The 26748-nt window shown below is 71.7% G+C and carries 23 protein-coding genes and 1 tRNA gene; 12 read left to right on the top strand and 12 right to left on the bottom strand.

Annotated features, from left to right (window positions below; translation table 11 throughout):
- Positions 1 to 54 precede the first annotated feature (54 nt).
- A complete protein-coding gene (locus tag ABZ858_RS10855) occupies positions 55 to 1383 on the bottom strand; it encodes an amidohydrolase family protein (RefSeq protein WP_361375325.1) in 1329 nt (442 codons plus the stop codon).
- Positions 1384 to 2100: 717 nt separating this feature from the next.
- Between ABZ858_RS10855 and ABZ858_RS10850 the strand changes: the two genes are divergently transcribed.
- Together ABZ858_RS10850 and ABZ858_RS10845 are read left to right on the top strand one after the other, a co-directional pair.
- Positions 2101 to 2913, top strand: a complete 813-nt coding sequence (locus tag ABZ858_RS10850; protein ID WP_361374928.1) for a GntR family transcriptional regulator — start codon at positions 2101 to 2103, stop codon at positions 2911 to 2913.
- The gene (locus ABZ858_RS10845) at positions 2910 to 4487 is read left to right on the top strand and encodes an MFS transporter (RefSeq protein ID WP_361374926.1); all 1578 of its coding nucleotides are present in this window, start codon (positions 2910 to 2912) and stop codon (positions 4485 to 4487) included. The genes ABZ858_RS10850 and ABZ858_RS10845 overlap by 4 nt, the downstream gene beginning before the upstream one ends.
- Positions 4488 to 4666: 179 nt before the next feature.
- Here the strand turns inward: ABZ858_RS10845 and ABZ858_RS10840 are convergent, their stop codons facing one another.
- From ABZ858_RS10840 to ABZ858_RS10820, 5 genes are all read right to left on the bottom strand, one after another.
- Positions 4667 to 4948, bottom strand: a complete 282-nt coding sequence (locus ABZ858_RS10840; protein WP_361374924.1) for a hypothetical protein — start codon at positions 4946 to 4948, stop codon at positions 4667 to 4669.
- Positions 4949 to 4996: 48 nt separating this feature from the next.
- Entirely contained in the window at positions 4997 to 5314 is a 318-nt protein-coding gene (locus ABZ858_RS10835; RefSeq protein WP_361374922.1) for a hypothetical protein, read from the bottom strand.
- A 143-nt stretch (positions 5315 to 5457) separates the two neighbouring features.
- Positions 5458 to 5760 carry an excalibur calcium-binding domain-containing protein gene (locus ABZ858_RS10830; protein WP_361374920.1) on the bottom strand — a complete coding sequence of 101 codons (303 nt, stop codon included), beginning with the start codon at positions 5758 to 5760 and terminating at the stop codon, positions 5458 to 5460.
- A gap of 88 nt (positions 5761 to 5848) precedes the next feature.
- Positions 5849 to 7426, bottom strand: a complete 1578-nt coding sequence (locus tag ABZ858_RS10825; protein ID WP_361374918.1) for a prepilin-type N-terminal cleavage/methylation domain-containing protein — start codon at positions 7424 to 7426, stop codon at positions 5849 to 5851.
- A 68-nt stretch (positions 7427 to 7494) separates the two neighbouring features.
- Entirely contained in the window at positions 7495 to 8139 is a 645-nt protein-coding gene (locus ABZ858_RS10820; RefSeq protein ID WP_361374916.1) for a hypothetical protein, read from the bottom strand.
- Positions 8140 to 8467: 328 nt separating this feature from the next.
- Between ABZ858_RS10820 and ABZ858_RS10815 the strand changes: the two genes are divergently transcribed.
- Both ABZ858_RS10815 and ABZ858_RS10810 read left to right on the top strand, forming a co-directional pair.
- A complete protein-coding gene (locus tag ABZ858_RS10815; protein ID WP_361374914.1) occupies positions 8468 to 9616 on the top strand; it encodes a hypothetical protein in 1149 nt (382 codons plus the stop codon).
- Between the two features lie 169 nt (positions 9617 to 9785).
- Positions 9786 to 11777 carry an FG-GAP-like repeat-containing protein gene (locus tag ABZ858_RS10810; RefSeq protein ID WP_361374912.1) on the top strand — a complete coding sequence of 664 codons (1992 nt, stop codon included), beginning with the start codon at positions 9786 to 9788 and terminating at the stop codon, positions 11775 to 11777.
- 187 nt (positions 11778 to 11964) lie between these two features.
- Here the strand turns inward: ABZ858_RS10810 and ABZ858_RS10805 are convergent, their stop codons facing one another.
- The 3 genes from ABZ858_RS10805 to ABZ858_RS10795 all read right to left on the bottom strand — a co-directional run bounded on the left by ABZ858_RS10805 (position 11965) and on the right by ABZ858_RS10795 (position 13823).
- Complete coding sequence (locus ABZ858_RS10805) at positions 11965 to 12513, bottom strand: PadR family transcriptional regulator (RefSeq protein WP_361374910.1); 549 nt, start codon at positions 12511 to 12513, stop codon at positions 11965 to 11967.
- A 66-nt stretch (positions 12514 to 12579) separates the two neighbouring features.
- Positions 12580 to 13404, bottom strand: coding sequence for a prepilin peptidase (locus ABZ858_RS10800; protein ID WP_361374908.1), 825 nt, complete (start codon positions 13402 to 13404; stop codon positions 12580 to 12582).
- 71 nt (positions 13405 to 13475) lie between these two features.
- Positions 13476 to 13823: a prepilin-type N-terminal cleavage/methylation domain-containing protein gene (locus tag ABZ858_RS10795; RefSeq protein ID WP_361374906.1), complete on the bottom strand. Its 348-nt coding sequence runs from the start codon at positions 13821 to 13823 to the stop codon at positions 13476 to 13478.
- A gap of 217 nt (positions 13824 to 14040) precedes the next feature.
- On the opposite strand from ABZ858_RS10795, the gene ABZ858_RS10790 reads away from it, so the two are divergent.
- The 6 genes from ABZ858_RS10790 to ABZ858_RS10765 all read left to right on the top strand — a co-directional run bounded on the left by ABZ858_RS10790 (position 14041) and on the right by ABZ858_RS10765 (position 23115).
- Positions 14041 to 15906: a GspE/PulE family protein gene (locus ABZ858_RS10790; RefSeq protein ID WP_361374904.1), complete on the top strand. Its 1866-nt coding sequence runs from the start codon at positions 14041 to 14043 to the stop codon at positions 15904 to 15906.
- A gap of 76 nt (positions 15907 to 15982) precedes the next feature.
- A complete protein-coding gene (locus ABZ858_RS10785; RefSeq protein WP_361374902.1) occupies positions 15983 to 17194 on the top strand; it encodes a type II secretion system F family protein in 1212 nt (403 codons plus the stop codon).
- Entirely contained in the window at positions 17191 to 17634 is a 444-nt protein-coding gene (locus tag ABZ858_RS10780; RefSeq protein WP_361374900.1) for a type II secretion system protein, read from the top strand. The genes ABZ858_RS10785 and ABZ858_RS10780 overlap by 4 nt, the downstream gene beginning before the upstream one ends.
- Positions 17631 to 18155 carry a prepilin-type N-terminal cleavage/methylation domain-containing protein gene (locus ABZ858_RS10775; protein ID WP_361374898.1) on the top strand — a complete coding sequence of 175 codons (525 nt, stop codon included), beginning with the start codon at positions 17631 to 17633 and terminating at the stop codon, positions 18153 to 18155. The genes ABZ858_RS10780 and ABZ858_RS10775 overlap by 4 nt, the downstream gene beginning before the upstream one ends.
- Positions 18152 to 21979 (top strand): hypothetical protein, encoded by a 3828-nt coding sequence (locus tag ABZ858_RS10770; protein ID WP_361374896.1) that lies wholly within the window; start codon positions 18152 to 18154, stop codon positions 21977 to 21979. Before ABZ858_RS10775 ends, ABZ858_RS10770 begins: the two co-directional genes overlap by 4 nt.
- Entirely contained in the window at positions 21976 to 23115 is a 1140-nt protein-coding gene (locus ABZ858_RS10765; protein WP_361374894.1) for a type IV pilus twitching motility protein PilT, read from the top strand. The genes ABZ858_RS10770 and ABZ858_RS10765 overlap by 4 nt, the downstream gene beginning before the upstream one ends.
- 91 nt (positions 23116 to 23206) lie before the next feature.
- Here ABZ858_RS10765 and ABZ858_RS10760 read toward each other — a convergent pair.
- A tRNA-Pro gene (locus ABZ858_RS10760) sits at positions 23207 to 23280 on the bottom strand.
- Between the two features lie 103 nt (positions 23281 to 23383).
- Between ABZ858_RS10760 and ABZ858_RS10755 the strand changes: the two genes are divergently transcribed.
- Entirely contained in the window at positions 23384 to 23944 is a 561-nt protein-coding gene (locus ABZ858_RS10755; protein ID WP_361374892.1) for a DUF309 domain-containing protein, read from the top strand.
- 77 nt (positions 23945 to 24021) lie between these two features.
- The gene (gene cobF, locus ABZ858_RS10750) at positions 24022 to 24795 is read left to right on the top strand and encodes a precorrin-6A synthase (deacetylating) (RefSeq protein WP_361374890.1); all 774 of its coding nucleotides are present in this window, start codon (positions 24022 to 24024) and stop codon (positions 24793 to 24795) included.
- Here cobF and ABZ858_RS10745 read toward each other — a convergent pair.
- Together ABZ858_RS10745 and ABZ858_RS10740 are read right to left on the bottom strand one after the other, a co-directional pair.
- Complete coding sequence (locus ABZ858_RS10745) at positions 24752 to 25519, bottom strand: polysaccharide deacetylase family protein (RefSeq protein ID WP_361374888.1); 768 nt, start codon at positions 25517 to 25519, stop codon at positions 24752 to 24754. The genes cobF and ABZ858_RS10745 overlap by 44 nt on opposite strands.
- A 231-nt stretch (positions 25520 to 25750) precedes the next feature.
- Positions 25751 to 26596 carry an SDR family NAD(P)-dependent oxidoreductase gene (locus ABZ858_RS10740; RefSeq protein ID WP_361374886.1) on the bottom strand — a complete coding sequence of 282 codons (846 nt, stop codon included), beginning with the start codon at positions 26594 to 26596 and terminating at the stop codon, positions 25751 to 25753.
- Between the last annotated feature and the right edge of the window lie 152 nt (positions 26597 to 26748).

The following is a 26748-nucleotide window of genomic DNA, read 5'->3' as shown; positions in this document are numbered from 1 at the left end:
GGCGGGTCCAGGGCAGGGTTCACGGACGGGTTCACGGACGGGTTCGCGTCGGGTTCAGGACGGGGAGCGGCGTGCGGCGGCGCGGGGGCCGTCCGGGTCGGGGTCGACCCGGTGGATGCCGGCGCGCCGGACGACCCGCGGTCCCGCCTCGGCGGCCTGCCGGATCAGGGCGGCGGCGTCCCAGTCGGTCGGCCGGCCCTGCCACAGCCGCAGGCGGCCGTCCACGACGACGGCGGTGATCTGGTCGCGGCCGGCCAGCCGGACCAGCTCCCACGACAGGTCGTAGGAGGGGGTGAGTTCGGGGACCGCGAGGTCCACCACGAGGAAGTCGGCGGCCTTGCCCACGGCGATCTCGCCGGTGACCCGGCCGAGGCCGAGCGCGTCGGCGCTGAGCGCGGTGGCGTGGGTGAGCCAGAGCCGCCCCGCGCCGCAGGAGGAGTCCCCGGACGGCAGTCCGTAGGCCAGCCGCTGGGCGCTCTCGGCGGCGTCGACGAGGCGGAAGCCGTCACCGCGGGTGCCGTCGGTGCCGGTGCCGAAGCGGATGCCCAGGGCCGCGAACATCAGGGCGTGCGCGACCGCGTTGCCCTTCCAGGCACTGGCCACCGGGTTGTAGCTGACGGCGGCTCCGGTGTCGGCGAGCATGCGCATCTCGTCCGGGGTGAGCAGAGTGGCGTGCGCGCCGAGCGTGTGCGGGCCGAGGGCGCCGATGTGGTGCAGATGGGCCACGGGCCGGCGGCCGACGCTCTGCAGGGAGCGTTCCACGGCGGCCAGGTGCTCGTTGACGTGGATCTGGAAGACCGCGCCGGCCTCCGCGCACAGGTCGGCGGTGTGCTTGAGCACGGCGTCGGTGGCGTTCTCGGGCAGCGGGACGGCCAGCGAGGGGTGGACCAGCCGGGAGCCGTGGAAGCGTTCCAGGTGCTCCTTTCCGCCCTTGCCGTCGGAGACGACCTTCGACAGCACACAGCGCAGCCCGGCCTCCTCGGTGGCCTTCGCGAGCACGCCGACGTCGACGGGCGCGCGGGTGCCCGCGTCGGCGACGGTGGTGAAGCCGCCGCGCAGCGCCTCCAGCGCGGCGAGCTTGGCCGACAGATGGGCGGTCTCCTCGTCGAGGGCGTGTTCCAGCGGCTCCCAGACAGCCTTGAAGATCTCCGAGGGCTGCCCGAACGCCTGCGCCTTGCCGAAGCTCTGCGTCAGGTGATGGTGGGCGTCGACGAAGCCCGGCATCAGCAGGTGTCCCGTCAGCCGCACCCGGTGGGCGTCGCGATGAGCGGCGGTGAGCGCGGCGGCCGGACCCACGGCCCGGAAGACACCGTTCTGGACGAGCACCGCCCGGTCCCGCACGGGTCCTTCGGGCAGCAGGACCACGTCCGGTACGAGCAGCAGCCTGCGGTCACGGAAGTCGTCGGGGCCGAAGGGGTCGTGGGATGCGGCGGGCGCGGTGGTGGCGGGGGCGGCGGTGGGCGGGACGACCGGCGGGGCGGGTGCGGCGGAGGCCGGGGCGGTGGCGGCGTCGAGCAGGCCGCCCACGCCGAGCAGCCCGGCGCCGACGACGAATCCGCGGCGGGCTACGTGGTGGGGAGCCGGGGCGCTACCGCCGTCGTCCTTCGTGGGCCGGGCGCCGGGCTCTGTCTGGCCGGGGTCTGTCTGGCCGCGGCCTGCCTGGGGCGGAGTGCCGCTGCTCGCGGAACCGGGCGGGCACTCGGGGTTCCGGTCGGAGTTCCGGTCGGGTCCGGAGCCGGGGTCAGAGCCGGGTTCCGGGTCCGGGTCCGGGTCCTGCCATGCCGTACGCGCCACCGCATGCTCCTTCACGTTCGCACGGGAGGGCCCGGCCGGAGGGAGCGGCCGGGCGGGGAGCGCCGACCCTAGGAGATCTCCGAGAAGCGGAACAAGCCTTTCGACGAACGGAATCGCCGCCGGATCACCGGTGGGTGGCGCAACGGACCGCCCGTCCGCCCTGCGTCCCACGTCATCGACGTCGGCGCAGGTCATCCCAGGTGGCGTAACCTGCGTGAAACATTCCGTCCGTACGTTGGCGCCCCTCCACGGATGCGGCGGCCGCCGTGTCCACCGGTCGGAGCATGGAGGGACGGAGGTGCTGTCATGGCGGCCTCACCGGCCCGGTCCGGCGACCACCGCCCGGACCGCCGCAGGCGGGCGGACCAGGCCCGCCAGGTGGCGGAGGTGCTGCGCCGGCAGATCGCCTCCGGCGCGTTCCCCTCGGGCACGCTCCCGGACGAGCGGCTGCTGATCACCGACTTCGCCGTCTCCCGCAACACTGTCCGCGAGGCACTGGGCCTGCTGCGCGACGAGGGGGTCGTGGAGCGCCGCCAGGGTGTGGGCACGGTGATCGTGCGGCGTCCGCTGGAACACACGTTGCAGCGGCTGACCGGCCTCGCGGAGACCCTGGAGCCGCACGGCCCGGTCACCAACCGGGTACGGGCGGCAGGTCCGGTCCGGCCGCCGGGCGAGGTGGCGCGCAGGCTCGGTGTGCCGGAGGGCGGGCAGGTGGTGTACATCGAGCGGGTACGGCTGCTGGACGGCGTGCCGCTCTCGCTCGACCTGACGTATCTCGTCGCGGACATCGGTGAGCCGCTGCTGGGCGCGGACCTGGCGGGCCGGGACCTGTTCGGGCTCATCGAGGAGTCCACCGGCGGCCGGCTGGGCTCGGCGAGCGTCACCGTGCACGCGGTGAGCGGCGACGCGCACACCTGCGGCCTGCTGGAAGTCCCGGCCGGCTCGGCCCTGTTCGCCATCGAGCGGCTGACCCGGCTGCCGGACGGGCGTCCGGTGGACCTGGAGTACCTGCGCGTACGCGGCGACCGGCTCGCGTTCCACGCCGAGTTGGTACGCGGCCCGGCGCGTCCGCCGGACCCGGAGGACGCGCACGGCACGCGACCGGGGGACGACCGATGAGCGGCCCCCGGCCCACCAAGCCGCCCCGCGCTGCCACCGGCACCGGCACCGGCACGGGATCGCTCCCCCACCCCCAAAGCCAAGGCGCCCCCGGCCCCCTCACGGTCGCGGTGATGTGTTGGTGCGTCACCCTCGTCATCGGCATGGTCTCCGCGGTCAACCTGGCCATCCCCTCCCTCTCGCGCAGCGCGCTGCGCCCCTCGGCCGAGTCGGTGCTGTGGGTGGTCGACGGCTATGTCGTGGTCTTCGCGTGTCTGCTCGTGCCCGGTGGCGCGCTGGCCGACCGGCTCGGCCGCAGGCGGGTCCTGGCCGCCGGGATGGGCCTGTTCACCGCCGGGTGCGCGCTGTGCGGCGCGGCACCGGTGATCGGCGTGGTGATCGCCGGCCGTGTGCTGAGCGGCGTCGGCGCGGCGGCGGTGCTGCCGACGACGCTGGCGCTCATGGTCGGTGGCGCGCCGCCCGGCCGCAGGCCGCGCCTGGTGGCGGTGTGGGCGTCGATGACGGGCATGGCCGCCGTGCTGGGCAACGTGGGCGGCGGCGCGGCTCTCCAGACGGGCTCGTGGCGGACGCTGTTCTGGTGCGTGGTGCCGCTCTCGCTGCTGGCCCTGGTCCTGGTGCTGCTGCTCGCCCCGGCCCCGCCGCGCTACGAGCGCCCGGTGTCCGCGGTGTCCGCCGCCCTGCTCACGGCCGGTTTCCTGGCGCTGCTGTCGAGCGTGGTCTCCGGCCCGCAGGCGGGCTGGACCGGTGCGCGGGTGCTGGGCGGGTTCGGTGCGGCGGCGCTGCTGCTGGCCTGCTGGACGGTGGGGGAACTGCGCCGCGAGCACCCGGTGCTGGACCCGCGGCTGTTCACCGTGCCGATGGTGCGGGCGGGCGCGGTGGGCCTGGCGCTGGTGTTCGTGGGGATGTTCGGGCTGTTCTACGTCAACGGGCAGTACCTGCAGTACGTCAAGGGGTACTCGCCGCTGGGGGCGGGGGTGCGGCTGCTGCCGATGGCGGCGGCCCTGCTGGTGGCGCCGCGCTGCGCGGCCGGCCTGGAACGGCTGCTGGGGCCGCGGGGCACCCTCGCGTGCGGGCTGGGCGTACTGGCCGCCGGACTGGCCACGGTCTCCTTCGTCACTCCCATCACGCCTTACACGTGGTACGCGCTCGGGGCCACCCTGACGGCGGCGGGCTGCGGGGTGTCGACGCCGCTGCTGTCGCACGGCATGATGTCCGCGCTGCCCGCGCACCGGGCCGGGGTGGGCTCGGGCCTGCAGAGCCTGGCCCGCGAACTGGGCAGCGCCCTGGGTGTGGCGATCTCCGGCAGCGTGGTGACCGGCGTGTTCACCGCCGCCCTGCCCACGCCCTTGCGCGGCCCGGGCGCCCCGACCACCGTCCCGGCCGCCGAACAGCGCCTGACCGCCCTGGGCGAGGCCACCCCGGCCCTGCGCCAGGCCGTCGTCACCGACTTCACCGCCTCCGTCGACACGGCCCTGCGCGTGCTGGCCGTGCTGGTGGTCGTGGTCGGCGGCCTGGTCGTGCTCTGGTTCCCGTCCGGCACGCGCCCCTCGCGGCCCGGCCGGCCCCAGGCCTGAACCCGAGTTGAATTCGCGCCGCCCGGACGCGCCGCCACGAGGAAACGGCCCACCGGTAGGACCGGCGGGCCGTCCCCGCGAAGCGAATACCGCAACCACCGGACATTACCGGCAGGGAATTGACATTCACGTGCATCAGGAATTCAGGGCCATGAATTCCGGAACAGGATCTCAGTTACTCATTTACCGAGTTCCGTTTCGACATAACCGGTGATGGCCGACGTCTGATTCGCGGAACACGTCACGGTGGACCACCCCGAAGTGCGCCACGGGCCGGTTATCTCCCGGGTCGTTCCCGCATTGTTGATGCAGTGCACGAGCACCCGGTAGCGCCGGACGGTCCCGAGATCGGCGCACGAGGTCCTCGCGGTGTACGAGTCCACCTTCTGCGGCGAGCAGGAGACCGCCGCGGCCGAGCCGGCGGTCACCATCGGCAGCAGGGCCCCCGCCAGCACCGCCACGCCGACGCCTATCGCATGTGCCTTTCGCAGCATGTCGGACAGCCCCCGTCAGCTCGCGACCTGGAAGTCACCCGAGATCACCTTGGAGCCGCAGTCGACCTCCGAGGTGTCGGGCATGCCCGTGCCCTTCCAGGGACCGTACTTCACGAAGACCCCGGTGTTGTTGCCCTTCAGGCACGTCGCCTTGGCGCGGTATCCGACGTTCGCCTGCAGCCCGCGGCAGGTCACCACGACCCTGGTTCCCTGAACGTCGACGACGCAGGAAACCTGCGGCGTGGCACTGGCCGACGGAGCCGTCACGACCGCCCCGCCGAGCGCCAGCATTACCCCGGCACCCGCAACGGCAATTCTGCGACGCATCATCATGTGCACTCCCCCATGCGTTGTTTGTGCGACCGGGGCAACACTAAGAGCGCATGATCCAGTGCGTCAATAGATTGGCCCAGACCAACAATTGCTTACCCTGCACCAAAATCACCCCCTCCGGGCACATCGGACCACCACGGGTGCTACGGCGACGGCTTGATCGGCTCGTTGATCGGCGCACCGTCCTTGTCGGTCAGGAAGTCGCGGTGGACCGGCTTCTTGTCCCTCGGCCCGGGGAGGTGCGGGCACGCGATGCCGTCGCCGTCCCGGTCGAGTCCGTTCGGGTCGAGTGCGTCCGCGCGCAGCACCGCTTGTGCGTCGGCCTGGGACGTGAACGCGTCGCAGTCGACCACATGCCCCTTGCGCACATACGGAGCGACGTCGAACGTGTGCTTCGAAGACCCATGGTCGCCGCCGCACGCGGTCAGTGTGATCGCGGCGATCACACCGACCGCCGCGAGGGAGACACGACGACCTGGTCGCAGTCGGTGATCCGGGCGCTTGTGGAGGGTGCGTGGCTGGTCTGGCATGGTCCTAGGCCGATCCTGTCCGGAACACCGCGACCGTCCCGTTACCCGGATCGACCGCGTACACCTTCCCCGTGGTGTTGTTCGTGGCCAATGCGCTGAACTGGCGGGACGTGCCGAGCGGGGCTTGCGTCAGCAGCGTGCCGCCGTCGACGATCCCGACGCCGCCCGGCGCACCGAGAGCCGATTGTGCGACGAAGATCCTGTTGAAGTTCTTCAGCATGGTGATCTTGTGCGCGGGGTTCCCGATGGGATCCGACGGTGTGCAGACTGACACCTGCCCCGTGACCGTCGTCCCGACGATCCGGTCGATGCGGCCCCCCCTGCCGTCACAGCTCGCTCCACCGATCAAGTAGACGTAAACCGCCCCTGCCGCCGAGTTGTAGACCGCGGCGAAGGCCCCGTAGGGGGTTCCCGGCAGGTCGTTGATCTCTGTCGAACTGCCGTCGCTGGGGTTGATGACGATCGTCGTCGCGACGGCTTTCCACGAGCCCGAAGAACCCGTCGAGTTCGGAACGCACCTCCTGGCAAGGAGGTAGACGAGGTTGCGGCCCGGATCGACGGCGATGCTGCCACGAACAGAGTTCACCAGAAGGACGCCCCCGGCGCTGGCGGTGCAGCTTGTTGACTTCGTCGGGAAGTCCGCTACGACCCTGGCGTCGTGGGTCTGCGACGAGATGGCGAAGAGACCGATGCTTCCGGCGGGGCTCGTGCCGCCGGCACCCGCCTTTGCGAGGTACACCGCGTGGTGCACGGAGTCGAAGGAGAAGTCCATGCCGGTGTCTGCGCCCACGACTCCCGGAGCGGGCAGCGGGATCGGCGTCGCCGACGTGCTGCCGGCCGCGATGTAGGCGACCGCCGAGCTGCCTGCGCTGCCGCCGCCGACGTAGACGTCGCCGTTCTCGGGGGAGACCGCCAGGCCGGCGACGGTCGTCGAATAGCCGTTGACGTGGGTCACTTGATTGCCGTGGGCCGTGTCGATGACCGCGACGCCGCCGGTACCCCCGACATAGACCCGCCCGGTTCCGGGATCGACCGCGATGCGGGTCGGGCTCGACACAGCGCTGGAAACGTCGATCGGATCACCGATCGGGGTGTCGGTCCTGCCGTCGATCACGGTCACGTCGTTGCTGACGCTGGCCACGACGTACACGCGGTTGGCCTTCTCGTCGACCGCGAGGTCGCTCGGACTCGTGCCCGTCGGGATCGCGTCCGCTGCGCGCTCCGTCGGTGTGGAGGTGTCATGCAGCGTGAACGACGACTTCTCGCCCCGACCGCACTTGTTCTCCTCGCCGACCTCCACCACGTTGTAGACCGGTTCACCGGACAGCAGCCCGTCGGCTTTCAGATCATCGGCTGTCCCGTAGTGTCCGTGCCGCGCGCAATAGGACTCTTCCGCCGTTCGCAGCGTAGCCGCGTCCGCGGCGATCGCGTTCTTGCGGCCCTTGTCGCCGATGCCCCGGACGGAGAACACCACGATGGCGGCGAGGACGCCGAGGATCACGATGACCACGAGCAACTCGATGAGCGTGAAGCCGTCCTGGCGTCTGGCCCGCAAGGAGAACAGGCGATGGTCCGATGTCATGGCAGTCGGGGCTTCCTTCGATCGATGGGTCACGTCCAGCCCGAACGCACGCGCGAGCCCTTGCCGCGTCACGATGTTCCCCGTCGTACGGGCTTGACGTCCTTGGGTCCCGGCAGATCCGGGCACGCGATGCCGTTCCCATCGTCGTCAAGGTGATTCGGGTCGGCCGGCGCGAAGCGCAGGACGGCCTGCGCGTCCGCCTGGCTGGCGAAGTCCGGGCAGTCGTAGGCGTCATTGCCGTAGCGCAGGAAGTAGCGAGCGTCGAAGGCCCGCTTCGGCTGCGGGCAGAGCGCGCTGCGCGTGTCGCCAGGACCGCACCTGACGTGCTGTGCGATGCCGGTGACCGGTTTGGTGTCGCGCGGTCCCGGCAGTCCACGGCACGCGACGCCACCTCCGTCGTCGAGGTGATTCGGATCGCCGGGGTTGGCCCGCAGCACCGCCTGGGCATCCGCCTGACTGGCGAAATTGCCGCACTCGAAGGCGTTGCCGTGGACGGCGTATTCCTTCGCGTCGAACACCTTGCTGTGGGGGCAGAGCGCGGTGCGCTGGGTGCCCGGCGTGCACCACTGGGGATCGGACTTCCGGGCCGAGGTGGCCGCGTCCGGTCCACCGCGCACAAGCGCCACAACGACCAGCGCCACCGCGGCCACCGCGACAACCAGCCCACCCCACCTGGTCGCGCGCGAGCGCGCCAGTCTGCTCAACAGTGCCATCACATGCCTCTGCCCATCGTGCCGCCAGCCCCTTTCGCTGCGGGCTGGATGCGTGCATTACATCCACACCGAGCATGGTTGTCAATCATTGACTACTGCGTTGCCTGGTGAGCACCATCTAGGCGTGTGAGGCACCGTCGTGCCGGGAAACCACGCAGATGCCCAGGAGTTCTCGGTATCTGCCTGCTCCCACCAGCGAGGTGCCCGTGCGGCAGCCGCCGCCAACCGGATCGACGAGGAGTAGCAGATGCAACGAAGGTCCAGACGCGCCCGGAGCGCTTCGAACTCCGGCCGCACCGCGATGCACCGGATACGGAACGCGTTCGCGGTGGGCGCCCTCGCGACGGCGCTGATCACCGCCATGGCACCGGGAGCGTTCGCCACGACGAATTCGCAGGTCGGCATCGCGAACAACATGTATCCAGCGACGAAGGACATGAAAGGCACGATCGCGTCGCTCGAGTCGTTCACGGCGTTCACGGCGAATGCCGCATCGCAGGTCGGCGGGTTCTGGAACAAGCCGGCGATCGATACGTCGACGATGCGGGGGATCACGTCCGGCAGCCTGCGTCAGCAGCTGAAGAGCGCCGGCCCCTACACCACGTGCGATCCGTCTTCGTCGAACAACTGCGTCAACGGGCCGTTGCACATCGACGCGTTCCTGTCGGCGGACGAAACCAACGTGGACGCGGTCATCCCGACCTCGGACGGTGGGACGTGCACGGCGAGCGGGAGCGTCGAGTGCAACGGCGACAGCAACAGCAAGCACGCTGTGGCGATCGGGCACCTGGCGATCTACAGCTGCAGCGGCAGCTGGGCGGGCTCGACTCACGGTGACGACCCGTCCAACGCCGGGACTCCGCCCCTGGCGTTCGGCGCGGACGCCAACGGCAGCGGTAACGGCAAGGCGCAGTCGCCCCGGTGCGACGCTTCGCCGATCTCCGGCGGCGCGCCCACGACGATAGCGGGCGTGGTGAGCTGGCTCGCGACGAGTGGGCACCGGATCGCGGTCGCCGACCCGGCTTCCGCGCCGTTCGGTGCGGCGTCCAAGCAGGCGCTGACCCAGAACGGGTTCTCGTGGGTCGCCAGCGGGGCGGGTCAGAACGTGTTCACCGGCAGCGCGTGCGACAGCGCGGGTACGGCGTGCAAGGTGCGCCTGGAGTCAGGGATCAGCCAGGTGCGGGGCGCGGTGACGGCGAACGCCGGCGGGAACACCCAGCTGGGTCTGGTCGCGAAGTCGAACATCATGCACGTGAGCTGGACGTCGAGTTCGCTGAACGGCACCACGGGCAATGATCCCAACACGTGGACCGACGTCGATCCGAGCGCGTACTCCGGCTATGGAGACATCGAGCAGTACGGCGTCGCCCTGAAGGGCGGCAACACCGGCGCGGCCGCCGCCTGGGGCGACCTGTTCAACAACAAGTGGGACTTCAACACCACCATCCAGTCGACCCTCGCCGCCTACGGCTACTAGGCGATCCGGAGCATGGGGCAACGGACCGTCGGCCGGGCGCGGACATCGCCCGCCGGCGGTCCCGGCTCGCCGATCCTCGCCGGCGTTTTTTCCCCCCGCCGACCGGCGCCAGGACCGCGAAATGCGTCATCACCTCTTGTTCATCAGGCCCTGAGGAGGGGCCTCACCCATGAGCAGATCACCACGCCGGCACCTCACGCCGGACGGCCGCCGCTCAGTCGCGGTCACGCGCGGTCGCTCCCGCCGGGTTCCGACGCTCATCGTCGCGGTGGCGACCGTCGTGATGGCCGCCGGCCCGGCCTCCGCGGCCGTCGCCGACACGACCGGCTTCGGTACCGCGGTGAACCTCGACGACAACGGCCGCGGCAGCTCCGCCGTCGCGATCGGCGATCTCAACGGCGACGGGAAACCGGACCTCGTGACGGCGATCCGCGCCGAGGGCCTGGGCGTGTTCCTCGGCTCGGGCGGCGGCGGCTTCGGCGCTGTGACGAAGTACGCGGCGCCGCGCACCATGTCGAGCGTCTTTCTCGGCTCGGCAGTGGTCCGCGACGTCAACGGCGACGGCCACATGGACGTCATCAGCGAGGACGCGCGCGGCAACGTCGCCCTGGTCTGGCTCGGCGACGGATCCGGCGCTCTCGGTGCCGGAGCGGCGGTGCGACTCAACCCGACGCCCGGGTGCGACACCTCGGGTGACAACCCGTGTGTCGCACGCTTCCCGACCGATGTCGCCGTGGGCGACTTCGACGAGGACGGCAAGCCGGATCTGGCGACGTCCGACGCGAACACGAACAACGTCTCGGTGGTGCTGGGCCACGGCGACGGCACGTTCGGCGCGGCGACGCAGTTCTCACTGGGCGGCGGTACCGGTCCGCAGGGCATCGCGGCCGCCGATCTCAACGGCGACGGCCATCTGGATCTCATCACGTCGAACTCGTCGTCCGGCACGCTCTCCGTGCTGCCGGGCGACGGACACGGGGGTTTCGGCACGGCGTCGAGCGTCCCGGCCGGGGTGACACTGCCGTCCAGGCTCAAGCTCGCCGACGTCAATCAGGACGGCGAGCCGGACGCCGTCGTCGTGGCGCCCGGCTCGCCGGGGCGCGTCGCTGTCCTGCTCGGCGACGGCGCGGGCGGGTTCGGCACCGCGAGCGTCCTGACGGCGGGGACGAACCTCAGCTCCGCGTCGGTGGCCGACCTGAACGGCGACGGCCACGCCGACCTGGTCGTCTCCAGCGCCGATTCGGACCAGGTCATGGTGCTCGAGGGCGACGGCACCGGCGCGTTCGGCAGCCCGCTCGCCTTCGGACTGGGCGGCGGTCGCAACCCGCAGGCCACCGCGGTGGCCGACCTCGACGGCGACGGGCGTCCCGATGTCGTGACGGCCAACAGCAACAGCTCGGCGACGTTCGTCAATGACGCGTCGGTGCTGCTCAACACGACGAACCGGCCGCCGACGGCCGCGAACGAGTCGTACAGCCACATCGGAGCGGACACCCCGCTCGTCGTCGGCGCCCCTGGTGTCCTCGGCAACGATACGGATGCCGACCACAACACGCTGACGGCGTCGGTCGTGACCGGGCCGGCGCACGGCACCTTCGCGCTCAGCCCGGACGGCTCGTTCAGCTACCGGCCCACCGGCGCCTACGTCGGCAGCGACAGCTTCACCTACAAGGCGAACGACGGCACGGACGACTCGAACGTCGCGACCGTGACGATCAGCGTCTCACCCGGCTGTCACGGTCTCGCCGCCACGATCATCGGCAACGGGGTCGTGAACGGCACGAGCCGCGCCGACGTGATCGTGACCGGCAACGGGAACGACAGTGTCAGCGGCAATGGCGGCAACGACACGATCTGCACGTTCGGTGGCAATGACGCCGTGTCGGCCGGCAGCGGCGACGACTACATCGACGGCGGTGACGGCAACGACGCCATCAGCGGCGGTGACGGCGCCGACGTCGTCCAGGGCGGGGCCGGCGATGACGCGCTCTCCGGTGGCGCCGGCAAGGACACCGTGGTCGGTGGCGCCGGCAGCGACACCCTCGCCGGTGGTAGCGGCACGGACGTCTGCGCCGGCGACGCCAACGGCGGTCCGACGCTCCCGGGCACGGATGCGATCGCGGCCGGCGGCTCCTGCGAGACCGTCGTCGAGGTGCCGTAGCCGACGAGCCGTTCCCGGCGGCTGCCGCTGAGACGCTGACATGCGTCGCGGGCCCGGCGATCGCGATGCTGCGATCGCCGGGCCCCTCTCGTCGGCACACGCGCCTCGTCGAGCACTGTCCACGGGCACCGGGTGTGGCGCTGGACGCGCAGGTGAGGCAGAAGGAGAGGACGACACGAGCGTGACGTCAGCCGGTCTTGACCGCCGGCCGCGTCGAGTCGACGTCGACGGCGTCGAGAAACCGGCGCGCGGCACGGACGTGTTCCAGCCGCCAAGCGTAGATCGCGCGGGTGAGGTGGTCGCCGGCGTGCTCCTTGGCGCGCAGCGACTCCTCGATCTCGTCTATGACGACCCGTTGACGCTCCACCAGGCGAGCCGGGCTGGTGTTGCGACGCCGCAGCAGCAGGAGCTTGCTCGTGAGTTCGGCGCGGACGTCGAACAGGTGGGTCACGGGCTCGCTGAGCCACCGGCTGACCATCGTCTTCGCCGAGCGGGTGGCGGCGTAGATCATGCGCTGCGGTCCGCGATCGCTCTCCTCGGCGCCGACCGGCGTGATCAGTCCGCGCTCGACCAGCCGCGTGATCGACCGGTAGACCATGGGGCGCGAGATGTACCAGAACTCACCGATCTCCCCGCCCTCCGCGGTGAGGGCCGCGACGGCGAAGCCGTGGCTGGGTCGCTCGGCCACGAGTGCGAGCACAATCCACTCGGCCAGTGGCAGATCAGGTCGCTCCATGGCCGCCAGGGTACTTCATGGTAACTAGGCGGGGATCGTCGGTGTGGCTTGGTCCGGCCCGGGTGGTCATGACCGGTGGCGGACCATGGAGAGCGGCGCATCCGTCGCGTACGGGTCACTCACGCTCTCGTACCAGTGGATGACAGGAGCGCCGACGAGGAGGGCGGCGATGGCGCCGGCGGCGAGGAACACACCGAAGGGCAGGCGGGTCTGGCGGGTCGCTCGCCCCGCCGCCATGAGCGCGATGCCCACCAGCAGCCCGGCGACGCTGCCGGCCAGCAGCGCGAGGACGAGGTACCACGGGCCGAGCCAGCCCAGCCCGGTGCCGAGCAGGCCGGCCAGGCGCACGTCACCGAATCCCAGCCAGGCCGGCCGCACCCAGTGCAGGGCGAAGAAGACAGCGAACGCGCCCACTGCGCATGCCGCGGTCACGCCGAGCCGATGCCACTGGCCGGTGGCCGCCGCGGCCGCGAGCAGACAGGCGGCGGTGAGCCCGAGAGTCGGGTAGATCAGCCGTCGGGGGAGCAGGAACTGTTCGGCGTCGCAGGCGGCCAGCGCCAGCAGCCCCGCGGTGAAGACCAGCTCGGCCGGCAGCACTTCCGACCTGCCGAAGCGCAGTGCCTCGGCCACGAACAGGATCGCGGTGAGCGCTTCGACGAGCGGGTAGCGCGCGGGGATGGGCACCCGGCAGGCGCGGCAGCGCCGGCCCAGCAGGAGCCAGGACACGACGGGGATGTTGTCCCGGGCCGCGATCGGCGTGGCGCATCGCGGGCAGGCGGAGCGGGGCCGCACGACCGAGCGGCCGGCCGGCACCCGGGAGACGGCGACATTGAGGAACGACCCCACCGCGAGCCCCAGCAGACCGATGATCACGACAAGTGTGGCTGGCATGGACGCAGTGGAGCCTTACGGTGCGTAGTGGTTCGGGCCGACGGCGATTCCGGTGAGGACTCCGCCCCGGATCAGGTGCAGGGGTTCGGCTGGCCGTTCGCGAGTTTGTCCACCGGCTTGATGTCGTACGTGGCACCGTTCGCATTGACGTCGTACCAGGTGGAAGCGGTGGACAGGAACCCGCCGTCCACCAGTTGCTTCATGCTGCCGTACTGGCCGCGGTTGTCACTGGCGAAGTACGCCTCCTCCGCGGTCTGAATCGTCGACTTGTCGGTCTTGCACGCCGCGCCCTGGCCCTTGTCGTTGATGCCACGGACGGAGAAGACGACGATGGCGGCCAGGACGCCGAGGATCACGATGACCACGAGCAGCTCGATCAGCGTGAAGCCGGCCTCCGGGGTCTCACTCCGTGCGCGCATTCGCCGGTGCAACGTGCCTTGCAGGTAAGTGAACATCTTTCTCCATCTACAGCGAGTGGCACACAAGCGAAGTCACGTGTTAGTAACTGCTTGATTAATCAGCCATAGACTACGTAGCCGAGCGGCGGTCTCACAAGAGGGTGACCGCACGGTGGGCTCCTGTAGTATGCCGCTGACTAATCAGCTACTGACAGAACTGCTGGAAGGGGTGGGTTCCTTGGCGAATCGCCGGCTTCTCCGGCGCCGCGCGGCGACGACAAGTCCTGCGGGCCAGGACGGCACCCCGCTCGACGGGGCACACGACCCGGCGCCGCCCCCGGTCCCGGTCCCGGTGGGCGAACCCGTCCCGGCGGGCGAACCGGACCGGGACGCGACGTCCGGCACGGCGCAGTCGTCACCCGCAGGGCGGCAACGGCCGCTTCTGGGGGACCTGCTGGTACAGCGCGGGCTGCTCACCCCGGCGCAGGTGGACGAGACGCTCCTGCAGCAGTCGGCGTCGGGCAAGCGACTCGGCGCCCTGCTGGTCGAACTCGGCATGGTCGACGAACGGTCACTGATCGAGGCACTGTCGGTCCAACTCGGCGTCCCGGTCGCCGACCTGCGCCAGAGCGAACCTGATCCCGAGGCGGCCGCCCGGGTGCCGGAGGCGCTGGCCCGCTCGCTGGGCGTCGTCGCGGTGCGGCGGGCCGAGGGCACGCTGCTGATCGCTGCGGGCGACCCGGGTGACCCGCGCGTGCTCGACGAGGTCGGCCGGGCCGTCGCACCGGACCGGGTGCGGGTGGCGATCGCGGCTCCCTCGGACATCCGGCGCTCGATCGACAGCACCTACCGGGCGCTGGCCGGCGTCAGCAGCCTGGTCGAGGCCTTCGAGGCGACCGAGACCGGCCGCGACGCCGCCTCCGGGGCCAGGGTGGTGAGCGAGGACGCGCCGGTCGTGCGGCTGGTCAACCTCATGCTGACCCAGGGCCTGCGCGACCGGGCCTCGGACATCCACATCGAACCGCACGCCGACCGGGTCCGGGTCCGGTACCGCATCGACGGCGCGCTGCACGACGTACTGAGCCTGCCGGAGAACATGGGCCCGGCTCTGGTCAGCCGGATCAAGATCATGGCCAACATGAACATCGTCGACCGGCGGCGCCCGCAGGACGGGCAGATCGCCACCGAGATCGACGGCAGGTCGGTCGACATCCGGGTCGCCACCAGCCCCACCATCTGGGGCGAGAAAGCGGTGCTGCGGCTGCTCGACAGCAACCGCACACTGTTCCGCCTGGCCGAGCTGGGCATGCCCGCCGCGACCTACGAACGGTTCTCGTCCCTGCTGCGCTCCCCCTACGGCATGGTCGCGTGCGGCGGGCCGACCGGCAGCGGCAAGACGACCACCCTGTACGCCACGCTCGGCGAGCTGAACCAGAGCGAGCGCAACATCACCACCATCGAAGACCCGGTGGAGTACGTGTTCCCCTCGATCAACCAGATCCAGATCAACGACCAGGCGGGCATCTCGTTCGCGACCGGGCTGCGCTCGATCCTCCGGCAGGACCCCGATGTGATCCTGGTCGGCGAGATCCGGGACGCCGAGACGGCGCGGATCGCGGTCGAGTCCGCTCTCACCGGCCACTTCGTCCTGTCGTCCATCCACGCCGCCGACGCCTGCTCCGCGCTGCACCGGTTCGTCGACATGGGCATCGAGCCGTTCCTGATCACCTCCACGGTCGCCGGGGTGGTCAGCCAGCGACTGGTGCGGCGGATCTGCGACCAGTGCCGCGAGCCCTACCGGCCGGGCGTGGACGAACTGGCCTTCTTCGCCGAGGCGGGAGGGTCGACCGGCACCGGGTTCTGGCAGGGCCGGGGCTGCAACTTCTGTTCCCGGACCGGCTACCAGGAGCGGATCGGCGTCTTCGAGCTGCTGGTGATGAGCGACGCGGTCAAGCGGCTGCTCGTCGAGAAAGCGCCGGTCGACAGCCTGCGCAAGGCCGCCCGCGAGCAGCGCATGGACAGCCTCCTGGACGGAGGCGTCCGCCTGGTGGAGGAGGGGGTCACGACCATCGCCGAGATCATGTCCAGCGTGTACGTGGTCTAGGGCCCGCCTCGCTGGACACCGCAGGCAAACACCGACGACGCGAACCCCTGACACCGGAAACCAGGAGGGCACCGGCATGGCCACCTTCAAGTACGTCGCGGTCGGCCCGGACGGGAAGCAGGCCACCGGCGTGCTCAAGGGCTCCAGTGTCGACGGCGTGACCGACAGCCTGGCCCGGCAGGGCTACGACGTGCGGTCGGTCAAGGCCGCGGGCCGCAACCTGCTGCAGCTCGAACTCACCGCGGAGAAGGTCGATCTGGTCGAGCTGAGCAACTTCTCCCGCCAGATGGCCGCCTTCATCAAGGCCGGAGTGCCCATCCTGGACGCCCTGGAGATCATCCGCGCCGAGACCAAGGACAAGAAGCTGGGCAAGATGCTCATCGACGTCATGGACTCGCTGCGCTTCGGTGAAAGCTTCGCCGTCGCGATGGCCGCCCACACCAAGGCACTCCCGCCGTTCTACGTCTCCGTCCTCCGCTCGGCCGAGGCGACCGGTGAACTCGACGTGGTGATGGCCCAGTTGGCCCGCTACATCGAGCGCGACGTCGAGGGCCGGCGCAGTATCCGCTCCGCCCTGACCTATCCGATCCTGGTGATGGGGCTCGCCGTCGCCGTCATCCTCGTCCTCGTCATCTTCGTACTGCCCCGTTTCAAGGTGTTCTTCGCGTCCTTCCACGCGGAACTGCCGCTGCCGACCCGGATCCTGCTGGGCATCACCGACTTCGTCACGGCCTGGTACCCGGTCATCCTCGGAGTGCTCGTCGCGCTCGGCGCGGCACTGATCGCCGGTTTGCGGACCGAGCGGGGACGGGTGCTGCGCGACCGCTTCCTGCTGGCGACGCCGGTGGTCGGTGACGTGGTCCGCTTCATGGTCATCGAACGGTTCTGCCGCATCCTGACCTCGATGATCAAGGCCGGTGTGCCCCTCCCGGAGGCGCTCAGCCTGGCCGGCTCGGGCGCCGACAACCTGGTGTACGAACGGTCCATCGGGACGGCCCAGCTGGAGATGCTCGAAGGGGGCGGCATCTCCCGGCCGATCGCCCGCACCAAACTGTTCCCCGGGGCGGTCACCCAGATGATGCGCGTGGGAGAAGAGACCGGGACCCTCGACGACCAGTTGGAGAACGTGTCGGAGTTCTACGAGAAGGAACTGCAGCACAAACTCAAGCGGCTGACCAGTCTGTTCGAGCCCACCGTGGTGATCATGGTCGGGATCGTCGTGGGGTTCGTGGCCGTCGCCCTCATCTCGGCGATCTACGGCGTCTACAGCCAGGTCAACGTCCAATGACCGGCCTGCCACACCGCCGGCCACGCCGCCCGCGCCGCCGCGGCGAAGAGGGCGAGACCCTGATCGAGGCTCTGGTCACCGTGGTGCTCATGGGCATCGCCTTCGTGACCATTCTCGGGGGCATCGGCACCGCGATCATCAGCTCGGTCACGCAGCAGAAGGTGACCACCGCCGACTCGGTCATCCGCAGCGCCGCCGAGAAGGTCGTCAGCGACCGGTACGTGTCCTGCGCCCGCGGTTACGAGACCCCGACGCCACCCGCCGGGTACAGCGTGACCGTCGAGATCGAGTACTGGGACGGGGTGGGCGCGTTCGGCCGGCCCTGCCCGGCGGCCGACACCGGAGTGCAGAAGGTGACGCTCACCGTGCGCTCGACCGGCCCGCACCCCGTCCGGGACGCGACACTCGAGGTGGTCAAGCGGGAGTCGATGCTGTCATGACGACGCAACGGCCGACCAGGCGCTCGGAGTCGGGATTCACCCTGACCGAGTTGCTGGTCACGATCGTCATCCTGGCTATCGTCGGGACACTGCTGACCAAGGCGGTCATCCTCGGGCTGCGGTTCACCGCGGGCACCGGGAAACGGGTGGCCGCCACCAGCACGCTGGGCACGCTCCACCGCTACTTCTACGGCGACGTGCAGAGCGCGGACAGCGTCACGACCGGCCCCGCGTGCGGCGTCACCGGCGTGATCGTCCACCTGAGCCGGCCCGGCACCGACATCGTCTACACCTACGACCGGCCGACCGGCGCCCTGAACCGGGTGAAGTGCACCGACAAAGGCGTCGTCACCACGTTGCTGGGCCGGTTCGACAACGCCACATCGACCCGTCCGGTGACTCTGAGCTGCGGTGCCGAGACCTCGTGCACCTCGCCCATGGAGGTAACGCTGACCGTGCAGAGCGACCCCGCCGCGCCCCCGACGGCCCTCATCGCCGTCCGACGAGCGAGTTCGTCATGACGGGCCGCCTGAAGCCGCGCCGCCGGCGCGACGACGAACAGGGCGCGACACTGATCCTCGCGCTGGCCTTCGTCGTCGTCTTCACCCTGGTCACCGTTTCGCTCCTGTCCTTCGCCGGCACGGGACTGAAAGCCGCGAGCGTGTACGTCGACCAGGGCAAGCGGGCCTACAGCGCGGACGGTGCCACGCAGCTCGCGATCAAGAACTTCTCGCAGGGCAACCCGTGCGCCGACTACACCGCCCCGCCGATCAACGGCCGGCAGATGATCGTCCACTGCGACCCCCTCAACACCTCTCCCGCGACCACGCGCGCGACCCAGCCGCAGGACGCGCTGCGCAGCCTGGGGCGGGCGACGGGAGACGGCATCGACGTGACCACGCGCGGGCTGCGCGTGCAGGGCAGCGTGTTCTCCCACTCGGACATCACCACCGGCGCCGGCGCCTCGATGGTGGTGTCGGGCGACGTGTCCGCCGTCGGCGACTGCTCCGGTGCCGTGTCGCAGACCCCACTGCCCCCGACCCAGGCGCCGTACGCGCACGACTGCGCCGACGACACCCCGTCGGCTCCCGCCGACGAGGTCGTGGGCGCCGACCCGGACTACACCCCGCCCGCCACGGCCGTCCCGGCCCGGCAGAGCGTGCCCGCGTGCCCCGGCCCCGGTTCCTGGCTGGTGCGGTTGCGGCCCGGCTACTACGACGACGCCCGCGCGCTGACCCGCCTCACCGGCGGCGACTGCCACCACGTCGTGGTGTGGCTGCAACCGGGTGTCTACTACTTCGACTTCACCTTCAGCGGCGGCAGCGCGGTCTGGACGGTCGACGACCCCACGGTCAGCGTGGTCGGCGGCACACAGGAAGGCTGGGATCCCGGAGCCGCCACCCGTCCGGCCGTCCCGGACCCGGGCGGCTGCGACAGAACGCGGCCCGAAGGCGTCGAAGTCATGATGGGCGGCGGCAGCCGGTTCCAGGTCGACCGCGGACACGCCGAACTGTGCGCCCCGGTGACCCCGGACGCGCAGCAGGTGGCGGTGTACGGGGTCCAGCCGCCGAAGCCGTCCCACACGCTGAAGCCGACAGCGGTGGTCACGAACACCGGCTTCACCAACCCGGTCCACGCCCTGACCAGTGGCGAACGGCCCACCCTGCCCGGATGTGCGCAGCCCACGGGCACCGCGAGCTGCACGGCCGACGCCGTCCTCGACCCGACGAAACGCCGGTCGGCGTCGATACAACTCGCCGGCTTCACCCCGCGGGTGCCGCCCGGCTCGGTCATCACCGCCGCGACACTGCGTGTCAGGCACGAGGACGACGGTGATCTGACCGCCCCCGGCGCGGTGAAGGTCACCACCGCCGTCGGCGCGGACACCTGCCGCGCCGACGCCCTGCCCCGGCACACGGCGCTCGCCACGGACCCCCCGATCGACCTGCTGGGCGCGTGCGGGCTCACCGACCCGGCTCGGCTCACCGGCCTGACAGTGACCTACGCCGCCACCCTGGACACCGACGGCACCACCGCCACGGAACGCCTGGACGGCATCTGGCTGGAAGTCGCCTACCGCACGCCGACCACGTTCAAGCCGACCGCCGTGACCGCGTCGACCGGGTTCACCGCCACCGGCACCGATCCCGGCAACGCCCTGGAGATCGGCGAACAGCCGACACCGCTGGTGGCCGGCGCCCAACTGACCACGGCGGCCCCGTCCGCGTCCCTCACCCTGGCCGGGTTCGGCCAACCGCCCCTGCCGCCGGGGTCGACGATCGACTCCGCGGTGCTGCGGGTGGCCCATCAGGAGACCGGCGACGCGGCGGCGCCCGGAATCGACGTCACCCCCGCGGGCGGCGGCAGCAGGTGTACCGAGCTGCCGCTCACCGCGCGGGCGGCCCTGGGCGACGACCGGGTCGACCTGAAGGCATGCGGCATCACCGACCCCGTACAGCTGACCGGCCTGACCGCGACCTACACCGCCGGACTGGGCGAGGGCGGCACCGCGGGCACCGATTCCCTGGACGGCATCTGGCTCGACATCGTCTACGACCCGCCGCCGCCCCGGCCGGCGACGAGCGCGAAGTCGACGACGTTCACTTCCGCGGCCGACGCCGAGGCGATCGACGGCGCCCACACGGCCCACGCCGCACTCGACGCGACGACCACACCGACCGCCACCATCGACCTCGGCGGTTACGACACCCCCACGGTGGCGCCCGGCTCGGTCCTGGACGGGGCCCTGCTGCACATCGCGCATCGCGACGATCCGGGCGCGGCCGGAGGATCACCGCCGACGGCCGCGGTCACCCTGACCGGGCCCGGCCTCCCCCGCTCCTGCACCACCTCGCAGAAGCTCGCCGCGCACCAGGACGCCCTGGCCACCGACACCCTGGACCTGATCGCCACCTGCGGGCTGACCGACCCCGCCCAGCTGACCGGCCTGGTCGTGACCTATACCGCCACCCTCGGCGCCGGCAGCACCTCCGCCACCGATCAGCTCGACGGCGTCACCCTGGAACTGACCTACCGGCCCCCGGTCCCGGTACGGCCCACCAAGGCGATCAGCACCGCGACGCCCACCACCGCGGCGTTCCTCGACCCCGGGAACGCGCAGGCGATCGACACCACCACCTCGGCCGTGACGCTCACCACGGCCACTGCGTCGGCGTCGATCCGGCTCGGTACCTTCGCGATGCTGCCCCTGCCGGTGGGGGCGGTGATCGACAAGGTCGTACTGCGCGTGGCGCACCAGGACGACGACACCACCCCGGCACCGCCCCCGTCGACCGGGCCACCCACGGCAGCGCTGACCGTCTCCGGCACCGGTACCGCCTGCGACGCGCGGCACGCCCTGACCGCCCATGAAGGGGCACTCGGTGTCGACGTGGTCGACCTCGGCGCCTGCGGGGTCACGAAGGACGACCAGTTGTCCAAGCTCGCTGTCGACTACGCGGCGAGGCTGGGCACGGGCAGTACCGGCGCCGCCGACCAGCTCGACGGCGTCGAACTCGACATCGTGTTCCGGGCCCCGTCCATCCGGGCCCTGTCCGGCTGCCTCACCGCGGGCAGCCGTTGCGCGGTGCTGAAGTCGACCGACGACGCCGACACGGCCACCGATCACAGCCGCCTGGTGATCAATGGCACCGTCTACGCCCCGACCGCCGCTGTCGACCTGTCGATGAGCCAGGTCAGCACGCAGGTCGTCACCCGCGGCGTCATCGCCCGGACCATCGGTCTCGGCATCAGCCCGGCCACCGGATACCTCCGCCCGGTGATCGGCATCCCACCGGAGCCGGTGCTGTTCACGACCTACCCGGCCGTGATCGCGAAACCGGCGTCGGTCACCGCGATCACCCGGTTCACGCCCCCGGCTCCCGGCGCGCCCGTAGACATCACGGACGCCACCGTCCCCGGCGGTGGCCAGGCGTCCCTCACACTCGGCGGCTACGCCCCGCCGGCACCGGCCACGACCGGACCACTCGACCACGCCGTCCTGCGGGTGGCGCACCAGGACGACGGCGACGTGGAGTCGGTGAAGCTGTCGGTGGACTTCACCGGCAGCGCCTGCACCGGCGTCGACCACTCATTGGACGTACCGGTCCATCTCGGTTCGAGCGGTCCGGTGACCGATCAGGTCGACCTGGCACCGTGCGGCCTGACCAGGGCCTCCCAGGTGGCCGGGCTGACCGTGACCTACACCGTGACCGCCGGGCGCGGCGGCGCGACCGAGCACCTCGGCGGCACCCGGATCGATCTGCTGTCCGGCCCGCTCGTCCAGGCCGCCGTCTCCTTCGACGGCCACACCGGCACCGTCGAGCAGTGGACGGTCCTGCCATGAGCCAGTACGCCATCTTGGAGGCCACCGTGCCCGGACCGAGTTCCGCGATCATCGATCACCTGCTCGGTGAGCTGTGGGAGCGGGGCGGCAGCGACCTGCTGATCACCGCCGGATCGGCGCCGTTCCTCCGCGTCGACGGCGCCCTGCGACCGGTCGAGGGGGCCGCGCTGACCGAGCCGGAGGCCGATCGCCTGGTGACCGGGGTGCTGGGCGAGGAACTCACGGAACGGTTCCGCCGGGAGAAGCAGGTCGATTTCGCGTTCAGCTGGGGAGAGAGAGCCCGGTTGCGCGGGAACGCCTTCGTGCAGCGCGGCGCGTCGGCGCTGGCGCTGCGGATCATCCCGTTCGACGTGCCGTCGACCGGGCAGCTCGGGCTCCCCCCGGTGGTCATCGGGTGGGCGGGCATGCCGCGCGGGTTCGTGCTGGTCACCGGGCCGACCGGGTCGGGGAAGTCGACCAGTCTGGCGGCGCTCCTCGACCACGTCAACACGCATCGGTCGGTGCACATCCTCACCATCGAGGACCCGATCGAGTACCTGCACCGGCACAAGCGCTCGGCGGTCAGCCAGCGCGAGGTCGGCACCGACACCGACTCGTTCCCCGCCGCGCTGCGCTCGGCCCTGCGCGAGGATCCGGACGTCCTGCTCCTCGGCGAGATGCGCGACCCGGAGAGCATCTCCGCGGCCCTGACCATCGCCGAGACCGGGCACCTGGTGTTCGCCACCCTGCACACCAACGACACGTCGCAGACGCTGGACCGCATCGTCGACGTGTTCCCGGCCGAGCAACAGCCGCAGATCCGGCTGCAATTGGCGCACACCCTGGTCGGCATCCTCAACCAGACGCTCATCCCCCGGACCGGCGGGGGCCGGGTGGCCGCCTTCGAGGTGATGGTAGGCACCTCGGCGATCCGCAACCTGATCCGCGAGGGCAAGACCCGCCAGATCCGCAACATGATCTCGACCGGCCACCGCGACGGCATGCAGACCCTGGAGACCAGCATCAACGCCCTCGTCGCGACAGGCACCATCGCCCACGAGCAGGCCGTACAGCACACGGCCCACCCGGAGGACATCCAGCGGCCCCACGCCCCGGCCGGATCGCCACAACCCGCTGCCCCCGGTCGAGGACACTGATCCCCAACTGGTTCCCAACTAGTCCCCGAGAACGGCCGAGGGCCGGTTTCAGATTTCTCTGAAACCGGCCCTGACCTGCGACTCTCACGAGTCGGGACGACAGGATTTGAACCTGCGACCCCTTGACCCCCAGTCAAGTGCGCTACCAAGCTGCGCCACGTCCCGATGCGCTCACGTGCGGTGACCCGCGTGATCGCGTGAAGGCCACTTTACCGTACGCCGGGGACCGCTCCGAAGGGGGCGCGGGGTGGAGGGGGAGAATCGGCGTATGAGCAGCACATCCTCCGCAGGGCCGGCCGGGGCGCGGGACCGGGACAGTGAGGGGCGGGCGCGCAACGCCCGGCCCCGGGACGGGCTGGGGCGCCCCCTGCCGTACGGGGCCGACGGCGTGCCCCGGCAGCCGGAGGGCGTGGTGCGCGCGCCCGAGGAGACGGTGACCGAGGCGCAGACGCTGCTGGACGCGGGGCGGCCGTTCCACGCGCACGAGGTGTTCGAGGACGCCTGGAAGTCGGGGCCCGAGGCGGAACGGGGCCTGTGGCGCGGGCTCGCGCAAATGGCGGTGGGGCTCACGCACGCCGTGCGCGGCAACGTCACCGGCGGCGCCCGGCTGCTGCGGCGCGGGGCGGGCACGGTGCGCGAGTGGGTGGCCGAGAGCGGGGTGCGGGAGCCGCACGGCCTGGACACGGCCGGTCTCGTCGTCTGGGCGCGGGAGCTGGCGGACGTGGTGGAGGCAGGGCAGGCGGCAGAGACAGAGACAACAGAGACAGAGACCGAGGCGCAGGGTGTGGATGCTGTGGCTCGGGCGCCTCGGTTGCGTGGGCGGGGGTAGCCGGTCCGGGCCGGCGGATCGTGCCGGGGCCGGCGCTCGGTGGTCGCGTTGTCAGTGCCGTGCGGCAGACTCGGGGTGTGCGAGAGATTCGAGTCATCGGTATCGGTGCGGGCGACCCCGAGCAGCTCACCCTGCAGGCGGTCAGGGCGCTGCGCGGCACGGACGTGTTCTTCGTGCTGGACAAGGGCGAGGTGAAGTCGGACCTGACGCGGTTGCGCCGGGACCTGCTGCGCACGCATGTGCCGGAGGGGACGTACCGCGTGGTGGAGGCCCGCGACCCGGAGCGGAACCGGACGGTCGGCGGGGCCGGTTACGCGCCCGCCGTCGGCGACTGGCGCAGCGCCCGCGCGGAGATCTACGAGCGGCTGATCGCCGAGGAACTGGGCGAGGACGACAGCGGCGCGTTCCTGGTGTGGGGCGATCCGGCGCTGTACGACAGCACGCTGGGGATCCTCGAAGAGGTGCTGGAGCGGGGCGCGGTGGACTTCGCGTACGACGTCGTGCCCGGCATCAGCAGTGTCTCCACCCTGGCGGCCCGGCACCGCACGGGGCTGAACCGGATCGCCCGGCCGGTGCAGATCACCACGGGACGGCGGCTCGCCGAGGGGCTTCCGGACGGTGTGGACGACGTGGTGGTGATGCTCGACGCCCAGCAGACCTTCCGGCAGTACGCCGATCAGGACATCGACATCTACTGGGGCGCCTACCTCGGCACTCCGGACGAGATCCTCGCCTCCGGCCCGATCGCCGAGGCCGCGCCGCGCATCGAGCGGCTGCGGGCCGAGGCCCGCGAGCGCAAGGGCTGGATCATGGACACGTATCTGCTGCGCCGCAGGCCGAGGGAGGAGTAGGGACCGGGGGCGGGGTCGGTGCGGGGCGGCGGCGTGGGGGGCCGCCGTGCCGGGCCGTGCCCACGCCGTGCTCGGCCAGGGGGCCCACCTGCCATCCGGTGTCCCGGCAGGCGGTGACCAGGCCGGGCAGGGCGCCGAGGGCCGCGCGCCAGCAGCCGGGGGCGCAGGCGTGGTCGGAGTCGTGCAGGAGGATCGTGCCGCCGCCGCGCAGGTCCCCGGCCACCGTCGCGTGCACGGAGGCCGGAGTGGCGTCCGCCGTCCAGTCCTCGCCCCAGGCGGTCCACAGCACCGGACGCAGTCCCAGGCGCCGGGCGGCGGCCCAGCGGCCGGCCACGAGGATGCCGTAGGGCGGGCGGTACCAGAGCGGACGGCGGCCCGTCGCCGCGTGCACGGTGCGCAGGGCCCGTCCGGTCTCCGCCAGGTCCCGGGCGGGGGCGGGCAGCCAGGGGCGGCTGTGGGTCCAGCCGTGGATGCCGAGTTCGTGTCCGCGGGTGGCGATCTCGCGGGTGAGGTCCGGGAAACGGGCGGCCCGCTCGCCCAGGACGAAGAAGGTGGCGCGCGCGCCGAGCCGGTCCAGTTCGTCCAGGAAGAACGGGGTGGTCGCGGGGTCGGGGCCGTCGTCGAAGGTGAGCGCGACGTGGTCGGGGCGGCCGATCCCGGCCAGGCCCGGCAGGCACACGGAGCGCAGGCGCGGCAGCCAGGTGGCCGCCGGGACGATGTGCACGGCCGCCGCCGTGGCCGCCGCAGCAGTGACGGCCGCGGCGGCGGTCGCGGCGGCGGTCGCGGTGGGAAAGGGCGCTGGGGCCGTAGCGGTGCCCCGGCCCGTTCCGCCGGGGTCCCGTCCGCCTGGCAGGGGCCCTCCTCCCCCGGCCCTCACCCGTTCCGCCCGTACCCGGGCCGTTCCCCACCGCACTCCCGCCCCCTCACGCGCCCTCACCCGACCCCTCATGCGCCCTCACCCGAACCGTGCGGCCAAGCGCCGGTACAGGCCGGGTGCGGTGCCCCGGATGCGGCCGGGCAGGCGGGTCCAGCCGGGGACGTACACCTCGTCGCGGCCGCGCGCGACCGCGTCCCAGACCGCGTCGGCGACCCGGTCCGCCGGTACGGGCCTGGGCCGGGAGCGCCGGTACGGGGCGCCGCGCCGTTCGAAGAAGGGGGTGTCCACCACGCCGGGCACCACGTGGCTGATCCCGACGCCGGTGCCGCGCAGTTCGTAGCGCACGGCGTCGGCGAAGGCGGCGAGCGCGGCCTTCGCGGCGGAGTAGACCGCCTCGTCACGGACGCCGACCGTGCCGGCCAGGGAGCCGATGATGACCACGCGGCCGGTGCCCTCGCGGACCATGTGCGGCAGCAGCAGCCGGACCAGGCGCAGCGTGGCGATGACGTTGACGTCGAACACCTCGTCGATGGCGCGCTGCGGCATGGTGCTGAACGGGCCGGCCCAGCCGATGCCCGCGCCGGCCACCAGGAGGTCCACCCGGCCGACGCTGCCGAGCGCGAACTCGGCCAGGCGCTCGGCGCCGGGCCCGGACAGGTCCGCCGGATAGGTGAGGGCCGAGGTGCCCCGGGCCACGTCCGCCAGCCGGGTGCGGTCCCGGCCGTTGAGCACCAGCCGCCAGCCGCCCTCGGCGGCGAGCCGCCGGGCGACGGCCGCGCCGATCCCCGAGGAGGCGCCGGTCACCAGGGCTCCCCCGCCGGGCCGCGTGCCGTGGTCGCGGGACCGGCGCGCGTGGTGCGGCGTGGCCGGGGCGTCGACGGCGGTCCCGGGGCCGGACCGTACGCGGGAAGGGGCTTGGGACATCGGGCGCACCTCTGCATCGACGGGTCGACAGGTCGACGGGGCCCTGGGCCGCCGGTGCGGCCTCGGGCGGTCGGGTGACGGCCTTGCCGGGGGGTGAAGTATCCCGGGGGCCGGGTCCGAAACACGGGACGACGGGGGTGGACGGGTCCGGG

Source organism: Streptomyces sp. NPDC047017 (assembly GCF_040644175.1).
GTDB lineage: Bacteria > Actinomycetota > Actinomycetes > Streptomycetales > Streptomycetaceae > Streptomyces.
This window is presented reverse-complemented; position numbering and strand designations above follow the sequence as displayed.